18 protein-coding genes and 1 tRNA gene are annotated in these 22,610 nt (G+C 41.5%); 14 read left to right on the top strand and 5 right to left on the bottom strand.

All coding sequences use genetic code 11. The features are described 5' to 3' along the window. Positions 1–24 precede the first annotated feature (24 nt). Complete coding sequence (locus ACPEEM_RS00095; RefSeq protein ID WP_424405339.1) at positions 25–1,194, bottom strand: glycosyltransferase; 1,170 nt, start codon at positions 1,192–1,194, stop codon at positions 25–27. Positions 1,195–1,256: 62 nt separating this feature from the next. Next, positions 1,257–1,469 carry a 50S ribosomal protein L31 gene (rpmE, locus tag ACPEEM_RS00100; RefSeq protein WP_005757276.1) on the bottom strand — a complete coding sequence of 71 codons (213 nt, stop codon included), beginning with the start codon at positions 1,467–1,469 and terminating at the stop codon, positions 1,257–1,259. Positions 1,470–1,893: 424 nt separating this feature from the next. Here rpmE and priA point away from each other — a divergent pair, with 424 nt between their 5' ends. From priA to ACPEEM_RS00130, 6 genes are all read left to right on the top strand, one after another. After that, positions 1,894–4,107 carry a primosomal protein N' gene (priA, locus tag ACPEEM_RS00105; protein WP_424407242.1) on the top strand — a complete coding sequence of 738 codons (2,214 nt, stop codon included), beginning with the start codon at positions 1,894–1,896 and terminating at the stop codon, positions 4,105–4,107. 70 nt (positions 4,108–4,177) lie between these two features. After that, a complete protein-coding gene (gene ftsN / locus ACPEEM_RS00110; RefSeq protein WP_424404146.1) occupies positions 4,178–4,987 on the top strand; it encodes a cell division protein FtsN in 810 nt (269 codons plus the stop codon). Between the two features lie 335 nt (positions 4,988–5,322). After that, positions 5,323–5,886 carry a TetR/AcrR family transcriptional regulator gene (locus tag ACPEEM_RS00115; RefSeq protein WP_424407244.1) on the top strand — a complete coding sequence of 188 codons (564 nt, stop codon included), beginning with the start codon at positions 5,323–5,325 and terminating at the stop codon, positions 5,884–5,886. Between the two features lie 30 nt (positions 5,887–5,916). Beyond that, on the top strand, positions 5,917–7,128 hold the full coding sequence (locus ACPEEM_RS00120) for an efflux RND transporter periplasmic adaptor subunit (RefSeq protein WP_424402350.1): 1,212 nt from the start codon (positions 5,917–5,919) through the stop codon (positions 7,126–7,128). Between the two features lie 27 nt (positions 7,129–7,155). Further along, entirely contained in the window at positions 7,156–7,587 is a 432-nt protein-coding gene (locus tag ACPEEM_RS00125) for a GAF domain-containing protein (protein ID WP_424402351.1), read from the top strand. A gap of 21 nt (positions 7,588–7,608) precedes the next feature. Next, positions 7,609–10,743 (top strand): efflux RND transporter permease subunit, encoded by a 3,135-nt coding sequence (locus ACPEEM_RS00130; RefSeq protein WP_424402352.1) that lies wholly within the window; start codon positions 7,609–7,611, stop codon positions 10,741–10,743. Positions 10,744–11,025: 282 nt separating this feature from the next. Here ACPEEM_RS00130 and ACPEEM_RS00135 read toward each other — a convergent pair. Next, positions 11,026–11,115: transfer RNA gene (locus ACPEEM_RS00135), tRNA-Ser, on the bottom strand. Between the two features lie 133 nt (positions 11,116–11,248). Here ACPEEM_RS00135 and dauA point away from each other — a divergent pair. The 3 genes from dauA to ACPEEM_RS00150 all read left to right on the top strand — a co-directional run bounded on the left by dauA (position 11,249) and on the right by ACPEEM_RS00150 (position 14,399). Next, entirely contained in the window at positions 11,249–12,988 is a 1,740-nt protein-coding gene (gene dauA / locus ACPEEM_RS00140; RefSeq protein WP_424407246.1) for a C4-dicarboxylic acid transporter DauA, read from the top strand. A 21-nt stretch (positions 12,989–13,009) separates the two neighbouring features. Next, entirely contained in the window at positions 13,010–13,651 is a 642-nt protein-coding gene (locus ACPEEM_RS00145; RefSeq protein WP_424407248.1) for a bifunctional 4-hydroxy-2-oxoglutarate aldolase/2-dehydro-3-deoxy-phosphogluconate aldolase, read from the top strand. A gap of 106 nt (positions 13,652–13,757) precedes the next feature. Then, the gene (locus tag ACPEEM_RS00150) at positions 13,758–14,399 is read left to right on the top strand and encodes a tellurite resistance TerB family protein (RefSeq protein WP_424402355.1); all 642 of its coding nucleotides are present in this window, start codon (positions 13,758–13,760) and stop codon (positions 14,397–14,399) included. 100 nt (positions 14,400–14,499) lie between these two features. Here ACPEEM_RS00150 and ACPEEM_RS00155 read toward each other — a convergent pair whose 3' ends face one another. Continuing rightward, positions 14,500–14,790: a YfcZ/YiiS family protein gene (locus tag ACPEEM_RS00155; RefSeq protein ID WP_424402356.1), complete on the bottom strand. Its 291-nt coding sequence runs from the start codon at positions 14,788–14,790 to the stop codon at positions 14,500–14,502. Between the two features lie 253 nt (positions 14,791–15,043). Between ACPEEM_RS00155 and ACPEEM_RS00160 the strand changes: the two genes are divergently transcribed. The 4 genes from ACPEEM_RS00160 to ACPEEM_RS00175 all read left to right on the top strand — a co-directional run bounded on the left by ACPEEM_RS00160 (position 15,044) and on the right by ACPEEM_RS00175 (position 18,513). After that, positions 15,044–16,420, top strand: a complete 1,377-nt coding sequence (locus ACPEEM_RS00160) for a porin (RefSeq protein WP_424407249.1) — start codon at positions 15,044–15,046, stop codon at positions 16,418–16,420. 63 nt (positions 16,421–16,483) lie between these two features. Then, a complete protein-coding gene (locus ACPEEM_RS00165) occupies positions 16,484–17,050 on the top strand; it encodes a methylated-DNA--[protein]-cysteine S-methyltransferase (RefSeq protein WP_424406175.1) in 567 nt (188 codons plus the stop codon). Further along, a complete protein-coding gene (gene mutH / locus ACPEEM_RS00170; protein ID WP_424407251.1) occupies positions 17,047–17,709 on the top strand; it encodes a DNA mismatch repair endonuclease MutH in 663 nt (220 codons plus the stop codon). Before ACPEEM_RS00165 ends, mutH begins: the two co-directional genes overlap by 4 nt. 75 nt (positions 17,710–17,784) lie before the next feature. Further along, positions 17,785–18,513, top strand: a complete 729-nt coding sequence (locus ACPEEM_RS00175) for a TerC family protein (protein ID WP_424402359.1) — start codon at positions 17,785–17,787, stop codon at positions 18,511–18,513. 102 nt (positions 18,514–18,615) lie between these two features. Here the strand turns inward: ACPEEM_RS00175 and polA are convergent, their stop codons facing one another. Then, complete coding sequence (gene polA / locus ACPEEM_RS00180; protein ID WP_424402360.1) at positions 18,616–21,405, bottom strand: DNA polymerase I; 2,790 nt, start codon at positions 21,403–21,405, stop codon at positions 18,616–18,618. A gap of 249 nt (positions 21,406–21,654) precedes the next feature. Between polA and ACPEEM_RS00185 the strand changes: the two genes are divergently transcribed. Continuing rightward, on the top strand, positions 21,655–22,485 hold the full coding sequence (locus tag ACPEEM_RS00185; protein ID WP_424402361.1) for a 5'-nucleotidase, lipoprotein e(P4) family: 831 nt from the start codon (positions 21,655–21,657) through the stop codon (positions 22,483–22,485). Positions 22,486–22,610: the final 125 nt, after the last annotated feature.

Consider the following 22,610-nt stretch of genomic DNA (forward strand, 5'->3'; position numbering starts at 1 on the left):
TATCCTGACTTCTTATAAATGATGTTATTTACATGTTAGTTTTTTTAATATTTCTAAAAATTCTTTTCTTATTTGTTCTTCAGAAAAAATATGAATGTGCTTTTTGATTTCATTCTGATATTTATCTACTATAGTAGGTGAATTCAGTATTTCATATGTTTTTTCTGTAAATTTTCCTAAATTTCCTAATGGGATAAGTGCACCACATTTCCCATTATTAAGAATTTCTTTTGGACCTGTTGGACAATCCATTGCAACAACAGGGGTATTTAATATAAGACTTTCTAGTAATACAGTAGGTAATCCTTCTCGTTCTGATGTATGAAGAAAAAGCGTTGCATGTTTTATATATGGATAAGGATTTTTAATTTCGCCTAGTAAGATGCATCTTTTTTCAAGTTTCAGTTTATCTATTTCTTTCTGAAGGTTTTTATATTCTTCTCCATTTCCTATTATATATAGTTTTTCTTTGATCCCTTGTTTGACTAACTCCGCATAAATATTAATTAAGTCTATATGCCTTTTTACTTTATCTAGTCTAGAAACCTGTACTAAGTATGGAAAATCTATATTTAGTCCTTCTTTTCTTACTAGATTTGCTTTTTCTATTATTTTCTCAGTATGAATAGGGTTAAATAATCTTTTTATTTTATCTCTTGGTACATTCGCTTCATTTTCTATCTGCTTTGACATTTCATCACAGATGGTAATTATTCTATTATATTTTTTGAGCCATTGTATTTCTTTAATGTAGTGAGGGCTCTTTTGGTTTAAAGCTAAATGTTGCCAACGAATAATAGGTTGTTTGATTTTATTAAAAGCTAAATAAGGGTCAAAATGATTACTAAAATTGATAATAACATCATAATTATTTGCATGAATGATTTCATCAACTCTATTTTTGCATTTTTTCTTTTCTTTAAACTTTTCAAGTTTTTGTTTCAGGCGAGAAAGGATACTCTTTTTCCGATTTTGATATAACTTATTGTAATCAATGAAATGTTTTTTATCGAAAATATAGTAGGTTTTTATGTTATGGGGAATTTCATTGTGAAAAACATTATCTTCCGTATCAAAGGCAATAATCAGCTCGATCTCTAAATTTGGAACACAATGAAGTAGTTGGAGATAGTTTATAAGAATTCTTTCAATTCCGCCCATCACGAGCCATTTATGGAGAAATAGAATTTTCATACTTATTTTCTATATAAATTAAAACCCCACAAAATTGCAGGGTTTGTATTTGAAGAATTTGATTATTTTGTGCTTGGAATGCTGAAACGTTTGTTAAAGCGTTCTACACGACCACCAGTATCAACAACACGTTGTTTACCAGTATAGAATGGGTGGCAGTTGCCACAAACGTCTAAGTTTAAATCTTTACCCACTGTTGAGCGAGTTTTAATCACGTTACCGCAAGAACAAGTTGCTGTAACTTCCACATAATTAGGGTGAATACCTTGTTTCATAGAAAACCTCAATTTGAAGCCATGCCGCTATCAAGCTCTTAGACTGACACCGCATGTAGTTAATATTACGCCGTATGGCAGTTTGTATGTAAGGTCGCAAATTCTACAAAAAAACCGATGAACATTCAAGCCATATTACTGTATATACGTCAAGATATTCATGATAGAAAAGTAATGCGGTATTGAAAAAACCTTATTCATTAAATTATGACACATTTGTTGTTCTTTGGTGCTTTTGACGGAAAGTTTTTAGGTCATGCCCCTAAAAATTTTCTGTTTTTTTTATGTTGTTTGGCTGATAACCATAAAACTTTTTAAGCGGTAGTGAGTCTGCTTGCCAACTTTAGTAAAAGAGGATTTTCCCTTGTTAACTCCCCAAAAAAAGCCCAAAATACGCCAATTGTGATTTTTGTGAGGCGTTGTTATGCAACTCGTCCGTGTGGCATTGGCTGTGCCGTTATTTCGTTTTTTTGATTATCTTTTACCTGCCGAGTTTGATGTGGTGATCGGGGGGCGGGTGGTTGTGCCTTTTGGTTCGCAAAAACGGGTGGCGGTGGTGGTGGGGTTGCCGAGTGAAACAGAGGTGAATCCTGCACAGTTGAAACCCATTCTTGAGGTGTTGGATCATGCCAGTTTATTTCCCCCTGCACTGTGGAAACTGTTGCATTGGGCATCGGGCTATTATCAAACGGCGTTGGGTGAGGTGTTATTTCAAGCCTTGCCGGTGAAGTTGAGACAGGGCGAAAGTGCGGTAGAAAAAAAGAAAATTTTTTGGAAATTGACCGCACTTGGTGAGCAAGCATTGCTTGAGCAAAAAGAAAGTGGGGCATTTAAACGGGCGAAGAAACAGCTTGAAGTGCTGACTGTGTTAGCAAAACAACCTCTCGAAAAGGGCAATAATCCTTTTGCTTCTGCGATCTTTAATAACCTGAAACAAAAAGGGTATGTGGAAGAGGTGGAGGTTGAGCCTGTTGTGCAAACATGGGTGGACGCCTTGGCTGGACAATCCCTTGTCAATGCGGAAAATCGTTTGGTGTTAAATACACAGCAAGCGGTGGCATTTAGTCAGTTAGTGTTTCACGAAGGTTTTGCGGTTTGGTTACTTGATGGAGTGACGGGTTCAGGTAAAACAGAGATTTATTTGCAATTTATTGAGGACGTGCTGAAAAAAGGAAAACAGGTGTTGGTGCTGGTGCCTGAAATTGGGCTAACACCACAAACAGTACAACGTTTTCAAGCACGTTTTCCTGTGCCAATTGAGGTGTTGCATTCAGAATTGAACGATACGCAGCGTTTAGCCGTGTGGCAACGTGCAAAAACGGCACAAAGTGCCATTGTGATTGGCACAAGATCCGCCTTATTTACGCCCTTTGCACATTTAGGGTTGATTGTGATTGATGAAGAACACGATCTTTCTTTTAAACAGCAAGATAATTTTCGTTATCACGCTCGTGATTTAGCCATTGTGCTCGCCAAGCAATGTCAGATTCCTGTATTAATGGGCTCGGCAACGCCAAGTTTGGAAAGTTTAAACAATGTGGAGAATGGCAAATATCGTCATATTGTGCTTTCCAAACGGGCGGGAAAGGCACAAGGTCTACGTCATTCGGTGATTGATCTGAAACAGCAACGGGTGCAAAACGGGTTATCTGAGGCGTTATTGAAACAAATGGAAAGCCATTTGCAAAAAGGCAATCAGGTGTTGTTATTTCTCAATCGTCGTGGTTTTGCCCCTGTGTTGTTATGCCATGAATGTGGTTGGATTGCCCAATGCCAGCATTGTGAAAAACCCTATACTTATCACCAACATCAGCGTGCATTACGTTGTCATCATTGTGCTTCTCAAAAACCGATTCCTTTACAGTGTGGACATTGTGGTTCAACGCATTTAATCACCACGGGGTTAGGCACAGAACAGCTTGAGCAAACCTTGCAGGCACGTTTTCCACAATACCAAATTACCCGTATTGATCGTGATAGCACGGCACGAAAAGGGAAATTGGAAGGTTATCTTGCGGATATTCAAACAGGTAAAAGCCAAATTTTGATTGGCACGCAAATGTTGGCAAAAGGGCACCATTTTCCTGATGTGACTTTAGTGGCATTAGTGAATGTGGACAGTGCCTTGTTTTCGGTGGATTTTCGTGCAGAAGAACGTTTAGCCCAGCTTTATGTGCAAGTGGCAGGAAGAGCAGGGCGAATGGAAAAGCAAGGCGAGGTGGTGTTGCAAACCCATTATCCTGATCATCCTTTATTGCAGAGTTTGTTAAGCCAAGGTTATGCCAGTTTTGCCAAACAGGCGTTAGCATTACGTCATTCTATGGGGTTACCGCCTTTTAGTGCACAGGCGTTATTTAAAGCACAAAGTCGAGATACGCATGAGGCCGAAAAACAGTTACAACAGATTGCCGATTATTTTTTTCAGCATCATCAGCAAGCGGGAGCACCTTTGCAGATTCTTGGACCAATGCCTTCACCTTTTAGTAAAAAAGCGGGGCAATACCGTTGGCAATTGTTATTACAACATCCTTCTCGAGCACAGTTACAGCAGGCATTAATGCAATTTCAGCAAGCCAATTTACCGATATCTAGCAAAGTACGCTGTGTGTTAGATGTGGATCCGCTTGATTTAAGTTAGCTTGATTTGAGTTAACAAGGTTTTTTCAGTAGAATTGTTGAGATTTTTTAGTTATTTGGGAAAGAATATCGTGGCAAGACGCAGTTATCCCGCAAGAGGCGGTAAAAAGAAAAAAGGAACGAAAAATAAAACAGCCATACTGCTCTTTGTGATTGCGGTGGTGGTCATTTTTGGTTTGGGGCTGTTTATGTTGAAAGAAAAAGCTCCAGAGGCACCTGTGGCAAAGAAAACGGAAAAAACCGAGCCGAAAAGTGTGCTACCTAGCCGTCCAGAAGAAGTGTGGAGTTATATTCAAGCATTAGAAACTCGCACGGTGCCTGTTGATGATAATCCAAAATCCTTAGATAAAAATATGCGTTTAACCGCAGAACAAAAGAAAATTTTGTTAGCGATGGAGAAAGAGCAGCAACAAGCCGAGCAAGCACGTTTAAAACAAGTGGAAGAACGTAAGAAAGCAGAAGAAAACGGCAAAAAAGACAATGTTTCCCCTCAAACACGAGAAGCCGAGTTGACGAAAACGCCAAGCACCTCTTCCCCTGCTGTGGTGGTTGAGGCAAAAGCGAGTGAAAGCAAAAAAGTGGACACGGTGCGAAAAGTGGAAAAACCGATAGAACGTGTGGTTGAAAAACCTGTTGAACGTACAGAACCTGTTAAAACGGCAAGTGCACGTCAATATGGATTGCAATGTGGGGCATTTAAAAATAAAACGCAGGCTGAAAATTTACAAGCACGTCTGGCGTTAGCTGGTTTGAATGCCAGAGTTAATGCGAGCGAGGAATGGAATCGTGTGATTGTTGGGCCTGTTGGTGAGAGAAGTGCGGCATTAAAATCACAAGAAAAAGCGAAGTCCATTACAAGTTGTGTGGTGATTGGAATGTAGTTTTTTGGGGTTCCAAGATAAGGCAGGCTTTAAAGTCTGCCTTTGTTTTTGGGGGAAATGACAGGTCAACAGGTCAGCAAGGGGGAGGGCTTTTAAGGAGCTGGGCGAGCTGAGCAAAAGTGCGGGGGGTTTTAAAAAAGTTTTGTTTTTGATGTGTTTTCCATCTTGTTTTCAATGTTCAAATAGAGGCGATATGCCCCTTCTCTTTCTGCTTATTTTCATTTTTAACCTTGCTTAAATTTTAAAACACTTTAAAATGAACGAACGTTCATTCAGTCTATGTCACCATACTGTTTGTAACCCTTCTTAAATAAAATCAACGAGAATGAATTTTTATGCGTCAATCTGATATGGATATGACCGAGCATATTTTTATGGCAATTGATCATCTGATGGCAAAAGACGGTTTACACAATTTGTCTATGCATAAAATTGCCAAAGCAGCCAAGATTTCACCCGGCACGATTTATATTTATTTTAAATGTAAGGAAGAATTGCTAGAACAATTTGCTCGGCAAGTATTTGCACGTTTTGAGCGTGCATTAGAGAAGAACTATGATAAAACTCAGAGTTTCTTCGAACAATATCGTCAAATGTGGTGGAACATTTGGTATTTTTTACAAGAAAATCCCAACATTTTATTAAATATGCATCAATATCAGTCCTTGCCGGGGTTTGATAAGGTGATTAAAGAATGGGATCGTAGCCACTGGACGTTATTTTGTGAACAAGCACAACAAGCTGGTGAGCTGTGTGATTTGCCTGCGAATATTTTGTTTGCGATTAGCTTAGAAAGTGCAATGAAAATTGCGAAAAAACAATTTTATTTTAATGAATCTTTTTCTGTGGTATTGCTTGAGTCTGTGATTGTGCGGACGTGGCGAGCCATTCAGAAATAAGACATATCTTGATAGTTACGGAGTTTTTGTATGAGCCAAACTCAAACAAATCAACCAAAACGCTCACATCGCATTTTAATGAAAATGGTGCTGGGTATTATTGTGTTCTTGTTTGCCATTGTGATTGTGTTTAATGTGATTAAAACCATCATGATCGAAAAAGCCATTGCGGGTATGGGGGAAAAAATTTACCCCGTTACCGCCATGACCATTCAATCGCAACAATGGACACCGGTTATTGAAACCACGGGGTTAGTGCGTCCAAATCAAGGGGCGATGTTAAGTGCACAAACGCCTGGCACGGTGAGCCAAGTGCTCGTTCAATCTGGTCAGCCTGTGAAAAAAGGGGACATCTTGGTGGTGTTGGACAGTTCTGTGGAACAAGCCAATTTGCGTGCTTCACAAGCTCAGTTTGCTTCGGTGAAAGCAACTTATCAACGCTATTTGAGTTTGTACAAAACGAAAAGTGTTTCTCAACAAGAATTAGACAATGCCAAATCTGCTTATGAAGCCTTAGAAGCCAATATTGCGGCGTTGAAAGCGGGGATTGCACGCCGTCAAATTGTGGCACCGTTTGATGGGTATGCGGGGATTGTGAAAGTGAATATTGGGCAATATGTCACCATGGGCACAGAAATTGTGCGAGTTGAAGATACCAGTCGCATGAAAATTGATTTTGCCCTATCGCAAACCGAATTGGAACATCTTTATGTGGGACAAAAAGTGACAGCAAGTGCCGATGCGAGAACGGGGGAAACCTTTGCCGCCAATATTACCGCACTGGAACCCGCCATTAATGCGGCAACAGGCTTGATTGATGTGCAAGCGACCTTCGAGCCAGAAGATGGACGAAAATTATTGTCTGGTATGTTTACTCGCTTACGGGTCGCTTTGCCGACAAAATACGATCAAGTCGTGGTTCCGCAAGTGGCAATTAGCTATAACATGTACGGTGAAATTGCCTATATTCTTACCGCACTTTCCGATCAAGATCGAGAGGTGCTTGCTGAACGTAAAGATGTGGACAGCCAAGCCTTAGATCAAATTTATCGTGTCAAACAGGTCACGGTGTTTACCCAAGATCGCCAAGGGATCTATGCTCAATTAAAAGGCGATGATATTAAAGTGGGCGATAAAGTGATTACAGGCGGTCAACAAAATTTAACCAACGGCAGTTTAGTGCGTGTGGTAGATAAAGTGGCTGTTGGCACGGTACAACCTGCAGTGAAAAATAACCTATAAAGTGCGGTAGAAAATAGGAAAAATACAATGAATTACACGTTATTACTCAAGCAACTTGAAGAAATTTTAGCACCAGAAACTTACGTGATCTCAAGAATGGCAAATGCATCTGCATTTATTTATGAACATATGCCAGAGTTGAACTGGGTTGGTTTTTATCTTGTGCATGATGGGGTATTAAAAGTCGGTCCATTTCAGGGCAAAGTCGCCTGTTCCGACATTGGGTATGGCAAGGGGGTATGTGGCTACACTTGGCAAACAGGCACCACCACGGTGGTGGATGATGTGCATCAGTTTGCGGGGCATATTGCCTGTGATAGTGCCTCTCAATCCGAAGTGGTCGTGCCAATTTTTAAACAAGGTGAAATGGTGGCTCAGCTAGATGTGGATTCGCCTCGCTTAGCACGTTTTTCTGCCCAAGATGTGGCATTTTTAGAAAAATGTGCCGCACTTATCTGAATGAAAAAGTAGGAAATAAAAATGCGATTTACCGATATATTTATTCGTCGCCCCGTGCTTTCGGTGTGTATTAGTCTATTAATTATTATTTTAGGCTTGCAAGCGATAGCAAAATTAGCGGTGCGTGAATACCCCAAAATGACAACGACGGTGATCAATGTTTCCACCGTCTACCCAGGGGCCGATGCCAGTTTAATCCAAGCCTTTGTTACCTCAAAATTGGAAGAAGCCGTGGCACAGGCGGACAATATTGACTATCTCTCGTCTAAAAGTAGCCCAAATAGCTCGTTGATTACCATTAAAATGAAGCTCAATACCGAGCCAAATGGGGCATTAGCTGATGTGTTAGCAAAAGTGAATTCTGTGCGTTCCCAATTACCTCGTGGCATTGATGATCCTGTGATTACCTCATCCACAGGGGGCACGGGTATGATGTACGTGCAATTTAGTTCAACAAAATTAGATGCCAGTCAGGTTACCGACTACATTGAACGGGTGATTAAACCACAATTCTTTACTGTGGAAGGGGTGGCTGAAGTACAAATTTTTGGTGCATCGGACTATGCCTTACGTATTTGGTTAGATCCTGCCAAAATGGCGGCTCAGAATTTATCTGCATTGGCGGTGAGAAGTGCCTTATCTTCAAATAACGTCCAAACGGCGGCGGGTAATGATAACGGCTTTTATGTTACCTATAAAAATAAAGTGGAAACCACAACGAAATCGGTGGAGGAATTGGGCAATTTAATCATTTCTTCCAAAGGGAACAAATTGGTTCGCTTGCGTGATATTGCGGATGTGGAATTAAATAAATCTAGCGATCATTCTCGTGCGGTGGCAAATGGGTTTGAATCGGTGGTGTTGGCAATCAACCCGACATCTTCTGCGAATCCATTAGTGGTGGCAGAACGTGTTCGCCCGCTCTATGAGCAAATTAAACAGAATTTGCCAGATAGCATGAATGCCGAGATTTTATACGACACCACCATCGCCATTAATAGCTCAATTGATGAAGTGGTGAAAACCATTTTAGAAGCGACCATTATTGTGTTAGTGGTGATCACCTTATTTATTGGGTCATTACGTGCGATCTTTATTCCTGTGATTACCATTCCGATTTCCTTAATCGGTGTCATTCTGTTGTTACAGGCATTTGATTTCTCAATTAATTTAATGACCTTATTGGCACTGATTTTAGCCATTGGCTTGGTGGTGGACGATGCCATTGTGGTGCTAGAAAACGTTGACCGCCACATCAAATTAGGTGAAACGCCTTTCCGAGCCGCCATTATTGGGACTCGTGAAATTGCTGTACCCGTCATTTCAATGACTATTGCCTTAATGGCGGTGTATTCCCCAATGGCATTAATGGACGGGATCACGGGGGCATTGTTTAAAGAGTTTGCCCTCACCTTAGCGGGTGCGGTCTTTATTTCTGGGATTGTGGCACTCACCCTTTCTCCGATGATGAGTAGCAAACTGTTAAAACCCCATACGGAACCGAGTAAATTAGAGCAATGTATTGAGCATATGCTCAGTAAAATTAACCATGGTTACAACAGCGTATTGCAGCTTGTGATGGCAAGTCGTCGTTGTATGTTGGCTTTTGCCATTATCATTTTTGCCACCTTACCTTTCTTGTTTAATGGCTTAGCCAGTGAATTAACGCCTGCGGAAGATAAAGGGGCGTTTATGGTGATTGGACGTGCCCCATCGAATGTGAATGTGGATTATGTGCAAGAAGCCATGCATGAATACGAAAAAATACTAAAAGACACGCCAGAAGTGGATTTCTCAATGGTCATTTCGGGGGCAATGGGCAGCAACCAATCTTTCAGTGTGGTTACCTTAAAAGACTGGAAAGAACGCCAACGTAGTCAAGCCGAAATCATTGCGGATTTAAATACCAAAGCGGCAGGGATTCCTGAAGTGTCTTTAACAGGCTTTAATTTCCCTGAAATCAACACGGGTGAACAAGGACCGCCGATTGGCTTTGTCATCAGTGCGGCTAGCGATTATAAAACCTTAGCCAATGTGGCGAGCAATTTCCTTGAGGAAATGAAAAAATCGGGCAACTTTGTTTATACCGCATTAGATCTGAAATTTGATACCGCACAAATGCATATCAAAGTGGATAAAGAAAAAGCGGGGACTTATGGCGTCACCATGCAGCAAATTAGTGCCACATTAGGCAGTTTCCTCTCTGCGGCAACCATTGAACGTGTGGATATTGATGGACGTGCCTATCGTATTATTATGCAAGTGAAACGAGGACAACGTTTGTCGCCAGAAAGTTTAAACAATTATTATGTGACGGCAAGTAACGGTAAATCGGTGCCGTTAAGCAGTTTCTTAACCATGACATTAGAATCACAACCGACCTCGCTACCTCGCTTTAGCCAACTGAATTCAGCGGTGATCAGTGCGGTGCCATTGCCAACAAAAAGTACAGGGGAAGCGGTTGCATGGTTAAAAACGGCTGCCAAAGAGCATTTGCCAAAAGGCTATAATTATGACTTTACTAGCCAAGCTCGCCAATTAGAGCAAGAAGGCAATGCCTTATTGGTCACCTTCATATTAGCGGTCATCATCATTTTCTTAGTGTTGGCGATTCAGTTTGAGTCTATTCGAGATCCATTAGTGATTATGATTTCCGTGCCATTAGCCGTGAGTGGGGCATTATTCACCTTGAACTTGTTGAGCAATACCTTACCGGGGATCTTCCGAGCCTTTGGCATTATTCTCTCTTTCCCGGGTACCACGTTAAATATTTACTCACAAGTGGGGCTGATCACCTTAGTGGGCTTGATCACCAAACACGGTATTTTAATGTGTGAAGTGGCAAAAGAAGAACAACTTAAACGGGGTAAAAACCGTATTGATGCCATTATGGAAGCGGCAAAAGTGCGTTTACGCCCAATTTTAATGACCACTGCTGCCATGGTGGCAGGGGTCATTCCTTTGTTATTTGCCGCTGGGGCAGGGGGCGTTTCTCGTTTTAGTATTGGGATCGTGATTGCCTCAGGTTTAACCATTGGGACATTATTCACCCTGTTTGTTTTACCTGTGATTTACAGCTATATCGCCACTGAGCATAAACCTTTGCCAGAATTTGATGAAAGCATTAAGCCCATCACAGAGGAAAGCACTCATTAAGGCATAAAACATAGACAAAAAGCACCGCACTTTTGCGGTACATCTCTCAAAAGCGGATCATCGGATCCGCTTTTTTTGTGGGCATAAAGGCTAAAACATCCTTCTCTTAAAAACGAAATCCCCAATTCAAAGGCATACCTTCGTTAAATCCTAAGTCTAGTAATTGAGCTTAGTTCTTAAACTTAGTTAGAACGCCTAGCACAAAAGGATAAAGATTAAACAATATAGGAGTTGCGTTTAGTTTATATGAAATAGAAAGAAAAGAGAGTTTAACTTATTGAATGGCGGTGAGAGGGGGATTCGAACCCCCGATACACTTTCGCATATACACGCTTTCCAGGCGTGCTCCTTCAACCACTCGGACATCTCACCGTTTTGAATAGGGTGTGAACTATAAGAATTTCATTGAATTTAGTCAAGCATTTTTTGCGTTAGAACATAAAAGAGTGGGTTAAATTGGGATAAAATAAGCATCTTGGATTTTTTTTATTTTTTTGGGTTTTATATGTTGAAAAAATGGTTTCTTAGTAAAAATGTATTTTTGGCCGTCAGACCTTTCAGTGCATTGAAAGACAGTTTTCGTGCAGGTTATACCAAACAACACTTGATTAGAGATATTATTGCAGGGTTGACGATTGGGGTGATTGCGATTCCCCTTTCAATGGCATTAGCCATTGCCAGTGGGGTGCCGCCACAACATGGATTATATACGGCGATTGTTGCAGGTATCATTATTGCATTAGCGGGGGGCTCTCGTTTTAATGTGTCAGGCCCGACGGCGGCATTTGTGGTGATTTTGTACCCGATTACACAGCAATTCGGATTAAGTGGTTTGTTAATGGCAACGTTACTTTCGGGCTTAATTTTAGTGTTGATGGCATTGTTTCGTTTAGGACGTTTGATTGAATATATTCCCCTTCCTGTTACACTTGGCTTTACCTGTGGAATTGGCGTGGTGATTGCCACTTTACAGATTAAGGATTTTTTAGGTTTAACCATTGAAAGCATGCCTTCGCATTATATAGACAAAGTGCAAGTGATTGCAGAAGCGTTGCCAAGTGTTAATTGGGCAGATGCGTTAGTGGGCGTAACCACATTAGTGATCTTAACGCAATGGCATAAATTACGTTTGCCCCTGCCTGGGCATTTACCTGCTGTGATCATTGCCACTTTTTTATCGTTAGCCTTGATGGCGTTAGGGCATAATGTGGCAACCATCGGTTCAGCATTTCACTATACCCTGTCTGATGGCACAACAGGTTTTGGGGTGCCAAATACCCTGCCTGAGTGGACGCTGCCATGGAATATTCCAAATGCAGAGGGGCAATTGGTGAATTGGAACTTAGAAACCCTTCAAGCGTTATTGCCTGCTGCCTTTTCGATGGCGATTTTGGGGGCAATTGAATCCTTATTGTGTGCGGTGATTTTAGATAATATGACCGACACCAAACACCATTCCAACAATGAATTATTAGCACAAGGGTTAGGCAATATTGTGGCACCGTTTTTAGGGGGCATTACCGCCACTGCGGCAATTGCTCGCTCGGTGGCAAATGTGAAAGCGGGTGGGGTATCCCCGATTTCGAGCGTGGTACATGCGTTATTAGTGTTATTTGCCTTATTATTTTTTGCCAATGCCTTGTCTTATTTACCGCTTTCTTCTATGGCAGCGTTGTTATTAGTGGTGGCATGGAATATGGCAAATGTGCCGCAAATTATTCAATTAATCCGTCGTTCAGGTCGTAATGAAATTGCGGTGTTGCTCACCTGTTTAGTGCTTACTGTGATTTTTGATATGGTGATTGCCATTAGTGTTGGGGTCTTGTTGGCGAGTTTATTGTTTATTCGTACCATTGCAGAGATGACAAAATCCATTGAAATCGCCCACCCAGATGATTTAGAGAATGTCTTGGTTTATCGGATAAGTGGTCCTTTATTTTTTGCTGCCGCCGATAATTTATTTGCTGACTTGCATGATAAAACCGTGAACACCGATCATGAAATTAAGCATATTGTCTTGCAATGCGATGCGGTGACAGTGTTAGATACAGGGGGAATTCATGCGTTAGTTCGCTTTGTACAGCATATGTTACCAAATCAACAGCTTTATATGTGTCATATGCAATTCCAACCACTTCGTATGATTGTGAAATCGAATACGCTAAATGAGATACAAAAAATTAATTTTGCTTCTGATTTACATGATGCCTTTAATAAAATCAGAGTGTTTGAACAACAAGCATAATAAGGTTTAAAGGAGAAACTTATGGTTTACACAACAACACAGCTACTTGATAAATTACGCTCATGGAAAGTGATTCCAGTGATTGCATTGGATAATCCCGATAGGATTTTACCTTTAGCAGATTGTTTAAAAGAAAAGGGCTTGCCTGTGGTGGAAATCACTTTTCGATCGGCTGTTGCCGCACAAGCGATCCGTTTGTTGAAGCAACATCGTCCTGATATTTTTGTTGCCGCAGGGACGGTGCTGACCGTAGAGCAAGTGGAACAAGCCAAAGAGGCGGGGGCTGATTGTGTGGTAACACCAGGGTTTAATCCGAAAATTGTTGAACATTGCCAAGGTTTAGGCTTGCCGATTATTCCTGGGGTGAATAATCCTATGGCAATTGAAGCGGCGTTAGACATGGGAATTTCACTGGTGAAATTTTTCCCAGCGGAAGCCTCTGGCGGTGTGGCGATGATTAAGGCATTGCTCGGACCTTATCCGATGTTGCAGATCATGCCAACAGGTGGCATTGATTTACACAATATCCAAGGGTATTTAGCCATCCCTAATGTGGTGGCTTGTGGTGGATCTTGGTTTGTGGGAAAAGCCTTGATTGAACAACAAAATTGGCAAGAAATTGGACGTTTAACTCAAGAGGTGTTAACACACTTACAAGGGTAAAAGTGCGGTCATTTTTTGCAAAGTTTTCGGAATGTGTTATTGTGTGAATCTTTCTTGACCAAGATGGTCTAAAGCACTTTCATCTGAACCTTATAAGGAAGCTAACATGAATTTTAATCGTCTTTTAAATGAAGTTTTAAATACTGTCACCAAATCTGCCGGCAAGATCAACAAACCGAGCCAAACTACCGCAGATACCATCACCAAAGTGGGTGGCGGTGCAGCTTTAGCAGGGATTTTGTCCATGGTATTAGGCAGAAGCGGTGGTGCAAAATTAACGAAATTAGGTTCTTTAGCCGCGTTGGGCAGTTTGGCTTATCAAGCTTATCAAAAATATCAACAAAATCAGTCTGCGACACAGTCGGGTAGCCCACTTTCAGCAGAGGCGTTCACGGCGATGCCACAACCTGAAGAAGGGAGTGCATTGATTTTACGCACCATGATTGCCGCCGCCATTTCGGATGGTGTGTTAGATGACAACGAAAAAGCGTTAATCAGCCAAGAAGCGGGGAACGATCCCGAATTGCAAAACTGGTTAACTCAAGAAGTGGAAAACCCAATTGCGGTGACAGAAATTGCCCGCTTGGTTGGCAATGATACCGCACTGGCGAGCCAAGTGTATTTAGCTGCACGTATGGTCTGCCAAGATTTATCACGTAAAGAAATTGTGTTCTTAGGACAATTAGCCCAAGCATTACATTTAGAAGATGGTCTTGTGGAGCAGTTAGAAAAACAAGCGGGTTTCTAAAGGAAGAGCTCTCAAAGAAAAACCTCGTATTAATGACGAGGTTTTTGGCAACAAGCTGTTATGGAAAAAGTGCGGTGAAAAAGACCGCACTTTTTTATTTTTAACGTGTTGAAAGTTGGAAAATCATGGCTTCTGCTTGGCAACTAAACACAAATTGTGCTTTTAACAATGCCCCGCCCTCGACAAGCTGAATTTCACTTTGAATTTGACAAGGATCACTTTCCGCCGCTTTGGCTTTTTCTTCGAGGTATTTAAGTGCATCTTGTGCTAATTGTTCATTGGCATAGAGTTGTTCAAAATCAACTGTGCAATCTGAACCATCAATAATGGTACCGACATCAACACAGCAACAGGCTTTTGCTTCTTCAGCACGACATTTTACTTTACTCATAATCTTATCCTTAATGACATATAAAATTTGCCTTATTCTAGCACCCTTCGAGACAGATGGTAAAATTTAAGCGTATTTTATTTAGGGAAAATTGACTTAGAACAAAAAGCCTACATTGCGGTGATTTACTGGTCTGAACTCTTATCAATCCACACAAATAAATTGCACCACTGCCTAGACTTCTTTAGAATCCAACGGTTTTTATATTATTTAAATCACATAAAGAATCACTTAAAAATAACAAGGGCTAAAAATGGCAACAACGAGCAAATTTACTCAAACTCTTCTTTCTTCTCTTTTGGCGGTGATCGCAGGCAGTGCATCAGCCGCTGCATTCCAATTAGCAGAAGTGTCCACTTCTGGTTTAGGTCGTGCTTACGCAGGTGAAGCCGCCATTGCGGATAATGCATCTGTGGTAGCCACTAACCCAGCACTCATGAGCTTATTAAAACAGGCTGAAATTTCTGTGGGTGCAATTTATGTTGATCCAAACATTGATTTAGAATCCCCTGTTCCTGGTTTTGCTTATAAAAATATTGCACCGAATGCTATCGTACCGAATCTTTACGGGGTATATCCAATCAATGACAAATTCGCTGTGGGTGGCGGAATCAATGTGAACTACGGTTTAGCGACCGAATTTTCTAACAGTTATCATGCAGGTTTCTTAGGCGGTAAAACCGATTTAACAGCGGTTAATGTGAATTTCAGCGGGGCTTACCGTATTACCGATAATTTAAGTTTCGGTTTAGGGTTGAATGCCGTTCATGCGAAAGCTGAACTTGAACGTTATGCAGGCGTGGCATTAAAAGCGAAGGCTGCTGAAGCCGCAAAAGTGGCAGCCTCTTTACCTGCTAATGCTCCTGCTGAACTAAGAGCAAAAGCAGAGGGGGCGAAAGCTCTTACTGCCAAATTAGCCCAGTTACCAGATAACACTGTGATTTCCAGACTAAAAGGCGATACTTGGGGCTTTGGTTGGAATGCGGGTTTAGTGTATGAATTTAATCCACGTAACCGTGTTGGTGTGGCGTATCATTCCCAAGTGGATTTAAAATTTAAAGGACAATATGCCAACCAATTCCCAAGGGCAGATGCAATGGTTGTCGCTGCATTAAAAGCACAAGGTGTAACAGCCACAGGCGGTCAATCAATCCCAGGTTCATTAAATTTACCACTTCCAGCGTATTGGGAAATCTCTGGTTATCACAAAATGACCGAGCGTTTTGCAATGCACTATAGCTTCAAATATACGCAATGGAGCAAATTCAAGGAATTACGTGCATTAAGTACTGATGGCACCACCTTATTCCAAAAAACAGAAGAATTTAGAGATTCTTCACGTATTGCCCTTGGTGCAAGCTATGATGTCACAGATGCCTTAACTGTGCGTACAGGTATGGCATATGATGAAAGTGCAGCACAAGATCACCACAGTATTTCCATTCCAGACACTGACCGTACATGGTATAGCGTAGGGGCAACTTATCGTTTCACGCCAAGCCTTTCTTTAGATGCAGGCTTTTCTCACCTTCGTGGTAAGAAAAATAGCTTCAAAGAAGACGGTAAATATCCATTTATGGTGAAAGCGAAAGCCAACATTTATGGTTTAAATGTGAACTACCGTTTCTAATTTCATCAAAATCTTAGATAATAAAGCGTACTTCGGTACGCTTTTTTCTTTTTTGGGGGAATGATGTCAACGATCTATTACTGTTATTATGCCGCACCTGTGGGGCGTTTATTGATGCTTGCACAAGATGAAAAACTCACCAATTTGGATTTTGAACAAGAGCAAATGTTACCCCATTCAACGTGGGTGGAGGATGCCAAACGCCCAATTTTTCTCCACGTTAAACAGGCGTTAAGTCGTTATTTTGCGGGGGAAAAAGAGGATTTTAAAGGCATTCCTTTAGCCCCCCAAGGTACGGCATTTCAATGTGCCGTGTGGCAGGCATTGCAACAAATTGGTTACGGTGAAAGTGCCTCTTATGCGGAACTGGCAAAACGCATTGCCAACCCGAAAGCTGTGCGTGCGGTGGGTGGGGCAGTAGGGCGAAATCCCATTAGCATTCTTATTCCGTGCCACCGTATTTTAGGCAAGGATCGTGCTTTAACAGGCTTTGGTGGGGGATTGCCGATTAAACGTCATCTTTTACAGTTAGAACAGATTCCTTATGTCGATAAAGGCATTGAATCTGTTAAACCGAAAGGGTTACAAAAATACCAACAAAATTTTTCTAAAACAGACCGCACTTTATGATTCCACAAACTGAACAAGCACTTTTACAACGTGCCCAATGGATTGCAGGTTTAACCTTTGCTGAATTGGCGGAAGAATTACACATTCCCGTTCCCCCCGATTTAAAACGAGATAAAGGCTGGGTGGGTATGCTGATTGAAACCGCATTAGGGGCAAGTGCAGGCAGTAAAGCAGAGCGAGATTTTGCCCACTTGGGGATTGAACTGAAAACCTTACCCATTAATGCTAAAGGTTACCCGCTCGAAACCACCTTTGTGAGTCTTGCTCCCTTGGTTCAAAACACGGGCGTCACTTGGCAACATTCTCATGTGAAATATAAGCTGAGCAAAGTGCTTTGGATTCCCGTTGAAGGGGAACGTCAAATACCCTTGGCAGAACGTCATATTGGTCAAGGGATTTTATGGCAACCCACCGCAGAACAAGAATGGCGTTTACAGCAAGATTGGGAAGAATTAATGGACTATATTGCATTGGGGAAGATTACACAAATTAACGCCACATTAGGTGAAGTGTTACAGCTTCGTCCTAAAGGGGCGAATAGTCGTGCCTTAACCAAAGCCATTGGTCAGCGAGGGGAAATGATTGACACCTTGCCATTAGGCTTTTATTTACGCAAAGCCTTTACCTATGAAATTTTGCAACAATTTTTAGCCAATTAAGTGAAATTCTTTGGCTTTTTAATAAGCATCATTATATGATTTGTCTGTTTTTTAACAAAAAAAAGGAAAAAATTTATGTTTGAATGGCTTGCTAGCCCAGAAGCCTGGGTGGCTCTTTTTACTTTAGCAGCACTAGAAATTGTATTAGGGATAGACAACATTATCTTTATTAGTATTTTAGTGGGACGTTTACCTGAAAATCAGCGTCAATCAGGGCGTTTGATTGGATTAGGTTTAGCAATGGCGATGCGAATTTTGCTTTTGTTATCGCTTTCTTGGGTGATGTCATTAACCACGCCTTTGTTTACGGTGTTACAAGAAGAAATTTCAGGTCGAGATTTAATTTTGCTCATTGGGGGGTTATTCTTAGTGGCGAAAAGTACGCATGAAATTCATCATGCCATGTCGCCAGAAGAAGAGGGTGTCACGGATGTTCCGAAAAAAGTCAGCTTTTTTAGCATTTTAGCTCAGATTGCGATTTTAGATATTGTGTTTTCACTGGATTCGGTGATTACCGCGGTGGGCATGGTGGATCAAATTGAAGTGATGATCATTGCCATTGTGTTAGCCGTGTTAGTGATGATGTTTGCCGCAAAACCTATCGGTGATTTTGTGGAAACGCACCCAACTTTAAAAGTGTTAGCTCTCTCTTTCTTGATTTTGATCGGGGTTGCTCTGATTGGGGAAAGTTTAGATTTCCATATTCCGAAAGGCTATATCTATTTTGCGATGGGCTTCTCTGTGGTGGTGGAAATGATCAACATCAAAATGCGTAAAAAATTAATTAAGAAACCAACCGCCTAGTGGTGGGGAAAGGGGCAAATTTGATTTGCCCTTTTGTTTGTCTAGGTGAAAAAGTGCGGTCAGATTTCAACAAATTTTTCGCACTTCCCGTTATGCACGGCGTTAATGTGCTTCATCCCAATTATGTCCCACGCCAACATCCACAATCAGTGGCACTGCAAGCTTAGCGGCATTTTCCATTGTGTGTTTAATTAACTGGCTAAATTCTGCCACTTTGTCGGCACGCACTTCAAACACCAATTCATCATGTACTTGCATAATCATTTGAATGTCAGGGTTGTCGGCAATTTGGCGATCTAACTCAATCATGGCTCGTTTAATAATGTCTGCGGCAGTGCCTTGCATTGGGGCATTGATCGCCACACGTTCTGCCGCTTTACGACGAATAGCATTCGAAGATTGAATATCGGGCAAATATAAACGGCGATCAAATAAGGTGGACACATAGCCTTGTGATTTTGCGGTTTCACGGATATCGTGCATAAACTGTTGCACACCTGGGTAGCGTTGGAAATATAGATCGATATATTGTTGTGCTTCAGGACGAGGAATGCCTAATTGGCGAGAAAGTCCGAAAGCACTCATGCCATAAATTAAACCAAAGTTAATGGCTTTAGCACGACGACGTTGTTCGCTACTCACTTGATCAAGTGGGAGGGCAAAAATTTCGGCGGCAGTGGCACGGTGAATATCTTTTCCTGCTTGGAAGGCGTTAATGAGTCCTGCATCTTGGGAGAGATGAGCCATGATGCGTAATTCAATTTGAGAGTAGTCTGCCGCAACCATTGTAAAGCCTTCACGAGGAATAAAGGCTTGACGAATACGGCGACCTTCTTCGTTACGAATCGGAATATTTTGTAAATTCGGATCGCTAGAGGATAAACGCCCAGTGGCTGTTACCGCTTGATGATAAGAGGTATGCACACGCCCAGTTTGCGGATTGACCATTTGCGGTAATTTGTCGGTGTAAGTGGATTTTAATTTGCTTAACCCTCGATGCTCAACGAGTAATTTCGGTAAAGCATGATCATAAGCCAGTTCCTCTAACACTTCTTCATTGGTAGAAGGTGCCCCTTTTGGCGTTTTCTTCAAAATAGGCAAGCCCAATTTCTCAAATAAAATCTCTTGCAATTGTTTGGTGGAGGCAAGATTAAAGCGTTGTCCCGCCAGTTCATAAGCTTGCTGTTCAAGCTGAGTTAATCTTGCCGAAATTTCATGGGATTGGGCAAACAAGGCATCACAATCAATCAACACGCCATGGCGTTCAATGCGAGACAGCACAGACAATAACGGCAGTTCCATAGTCTGGTATAAAGCGACTAATGTCGGGTGCTCGCTGATTTTAGACCATAAGACTTGTTGGAGTTTCATGGTGATATCTGCATCTTCTGCGGCATATTCTGCGGCTTGTTCTAAGGGAATTTGGTTAAAGGTGAGTTGTCCTTTTCCTTTGCCCGCAATATCTTCAAAGCTGATGGTTTGATGCCCTAAATAACGTTTAGCCAGATCGTCCATATTATGGCGGCCCGTGCTATCTAGCACATAAGAAAGTAGCATGGTGTCGTAGGCAATTCCTTTTACATCAATGCCATAACGAGCCAAAATACTTAAGTCATATTTGATATTTTGTCCCACTTTTTGAATAGCAGGATTTTCTAAAATCGGTTTGAGCAAGGCGAGAGCTGTGTCAAAATCCACTTGTTCAGGTGCCCCCACATAGTCATGACGTAGTGGCAAATAGGCAGCGTCCCCATTTTCGAGGGCAAAGGAAATGCCGATTAAATTGGCTGCCATGTAATCAAGGTTGTCCGTTTCGGTATCAATGGCAATCAGGGTGGCTTGGCTTAATTTATCACGCCATTGTTCTAATTCGGTTAAGCTGAGAAGACAAGCATATTGGCGACGATCAATCTGAATTTGCACTGCACTTTCTTTTTCCACCGCAGGCGGTGTGGCTTGGTAATGATTCACCTTGACCGATTGTTCTGTCCCATTGGTTACCGAGCTTTCCCCATTCATGACTTCCGTTAACCAACGTTTAAATTCGTAACGAGCGAAAGAGGCGATCAATTCATCTTTGTTGGCTGTGCCAATGCGTAATTGATCGGGGGTGATCTCCAGTGAAACATCGGTTTTGATGGTGGCAAGGGCATAAGATAAATCCGCCATGTCTTTTGCCGCCAGTAATTTTTCCCCGAGTTTTTTGGCACCTCGAAGAGGCAACTCCGCCACTTTGTCGAGATTGGCATAAATCTCTGACATACTGCCGATGCCTTGTAATAACCCTAATGCGGTTTTTTCCCCCACACCTGGTACGCCAGGAATGTTGTCTGAACTATCCCCCATTAAGGCGAGGTAATCAATAATGAGTTCAGGCGGCAAACCGTATTTTTCTTTGACACCTTCACGATCCAGAAGGCTATTATTCATGGTGTTGATCAACATAATATTGTCATCCACCAATTGTGCCATATCCTTATCCCCTGTGCTGATCAACACCTTTTGACCCGCTTGAGAGGCTTGCACCGCAAGAGTTCCGATCACATCGTCTGCTTCGACACCTTCAACCACTAACAATGGAATGCCTAATGCACGAATAATATGGTGTAACGGTAAAATCTGACGGCGTAGCTCATCTGGCATAGGGGGGCGGTGTGATTTGTATTGTTCAAACATCTCATCACGGAAGGTCTTACCTTTGGCATCAAACACTACGGCAATATGGCTAGGTTGCACCTGTGAAATCAGGCTTTTGAGCATATTTAACACGCCATACATAGCACCAGTGGGTTCATTTAAGGAATTGGTTAACGGTGGGAATGCATGGAATGCACGATATAAATAAGAAGAACCATCAACCAATACTAAAGGGTTTTCTGCGATTTTAGCCATAAATTATCCGTTATTTTCAATAAAAATTTGTCCTTCATTATAGCCTAAAATCAGGTAAAAAAGTGCGGTGTAAAATATCGCTGTTTTGTTGATGATGAGGTCAAGGAAACAACATGGTAGACAGCGTTTTGCCAAAAAAGTAAAATATTTGTGATCTATATCACATTAAATAGGTCGTATTATGTAAATTAAGTAAAATATTTGCTACATTTGAATGCAAAATCACAACGGCTATTCAAGGAGAATGCAATGAAAAAATTTAAATTATCGGCAGTAGCAATCAGCTCATTTGTATTATTGGCAGCCTGTTCTAACCAACAAGCGTTAGAACAAGCAAAAGAGCAAGCTAATCAAGCACAATTACAACAGCAAGCGGTGTTGGGATTAGTGTGGACACAGCAATCTGGTGAATATGCGGCATTGGCACACCAAGCCTTTAATACAGCAAAAATGGCATTTGATCATGCTAAAGCGGCAAAAGGTAAGAAAAAAGCCGTGGTGGTGGATTTAGACGAAACCATGATTGATAACAGTGCATATGCAGGTTGGCAAGTTAAAACAGGTCAAGATTTCACACCAGAAACATGGACAAAATGGGTGGATGCAAGACAATCTGCTGCCATTCCAGGTGCGGTCGCATTCTCTAATTATGTGAATGCAAATGGGGGAACGGTCTTCTTCGTGTCTAACCGTCGTGATGATGTTGAAAAAGCGGGTACGGTGGACGATATGAAACGCCTTGGCTTTACGGGTGTGAGTGAGAAAACGTTATTATTGAAAAAAGATAAATCCAATAAATCAGTTCGCTTTAAACAAGTGGAAGCCATGGGTTATGACATTGTGTTATTTGTCGGTGATAACTTAAATGACTTTGGTGATAGCACTTACAAGAAAAGTAATGCAGAACGCCGTATGTTCGTGGCTGAAAACAGTCTAAAATTTGGTAAAAAATTCATTATTTTACCAAACGATAACTATGGTGACTGGATGGGTGGTTTAGATAAAAACTACTTTAAAGGCAATGCACAAAACCAGTTAGATATTCGTGCGAAAGCCATCCACGCATGGGATGGTAAATAAGCACGGCACATGGTGCTTAATGACCGCATAAGTGCGGTCAATTTTGAGTATGTTTTGAAAAGCCTAAGGCGAAATCCTTAGGCTTTTTTGTGTGCTTAATCCCAGTGGAGAGTCAGACGAATAAA

It is taken from the genome of Pasteurella pantherarum (assembly GCF_049670885.1).
GTDB lineage: Bacteria > Pseudomonadota > Gammaproteobacteria > Enterobacterales > Pasteurellaceae > Pasteurella.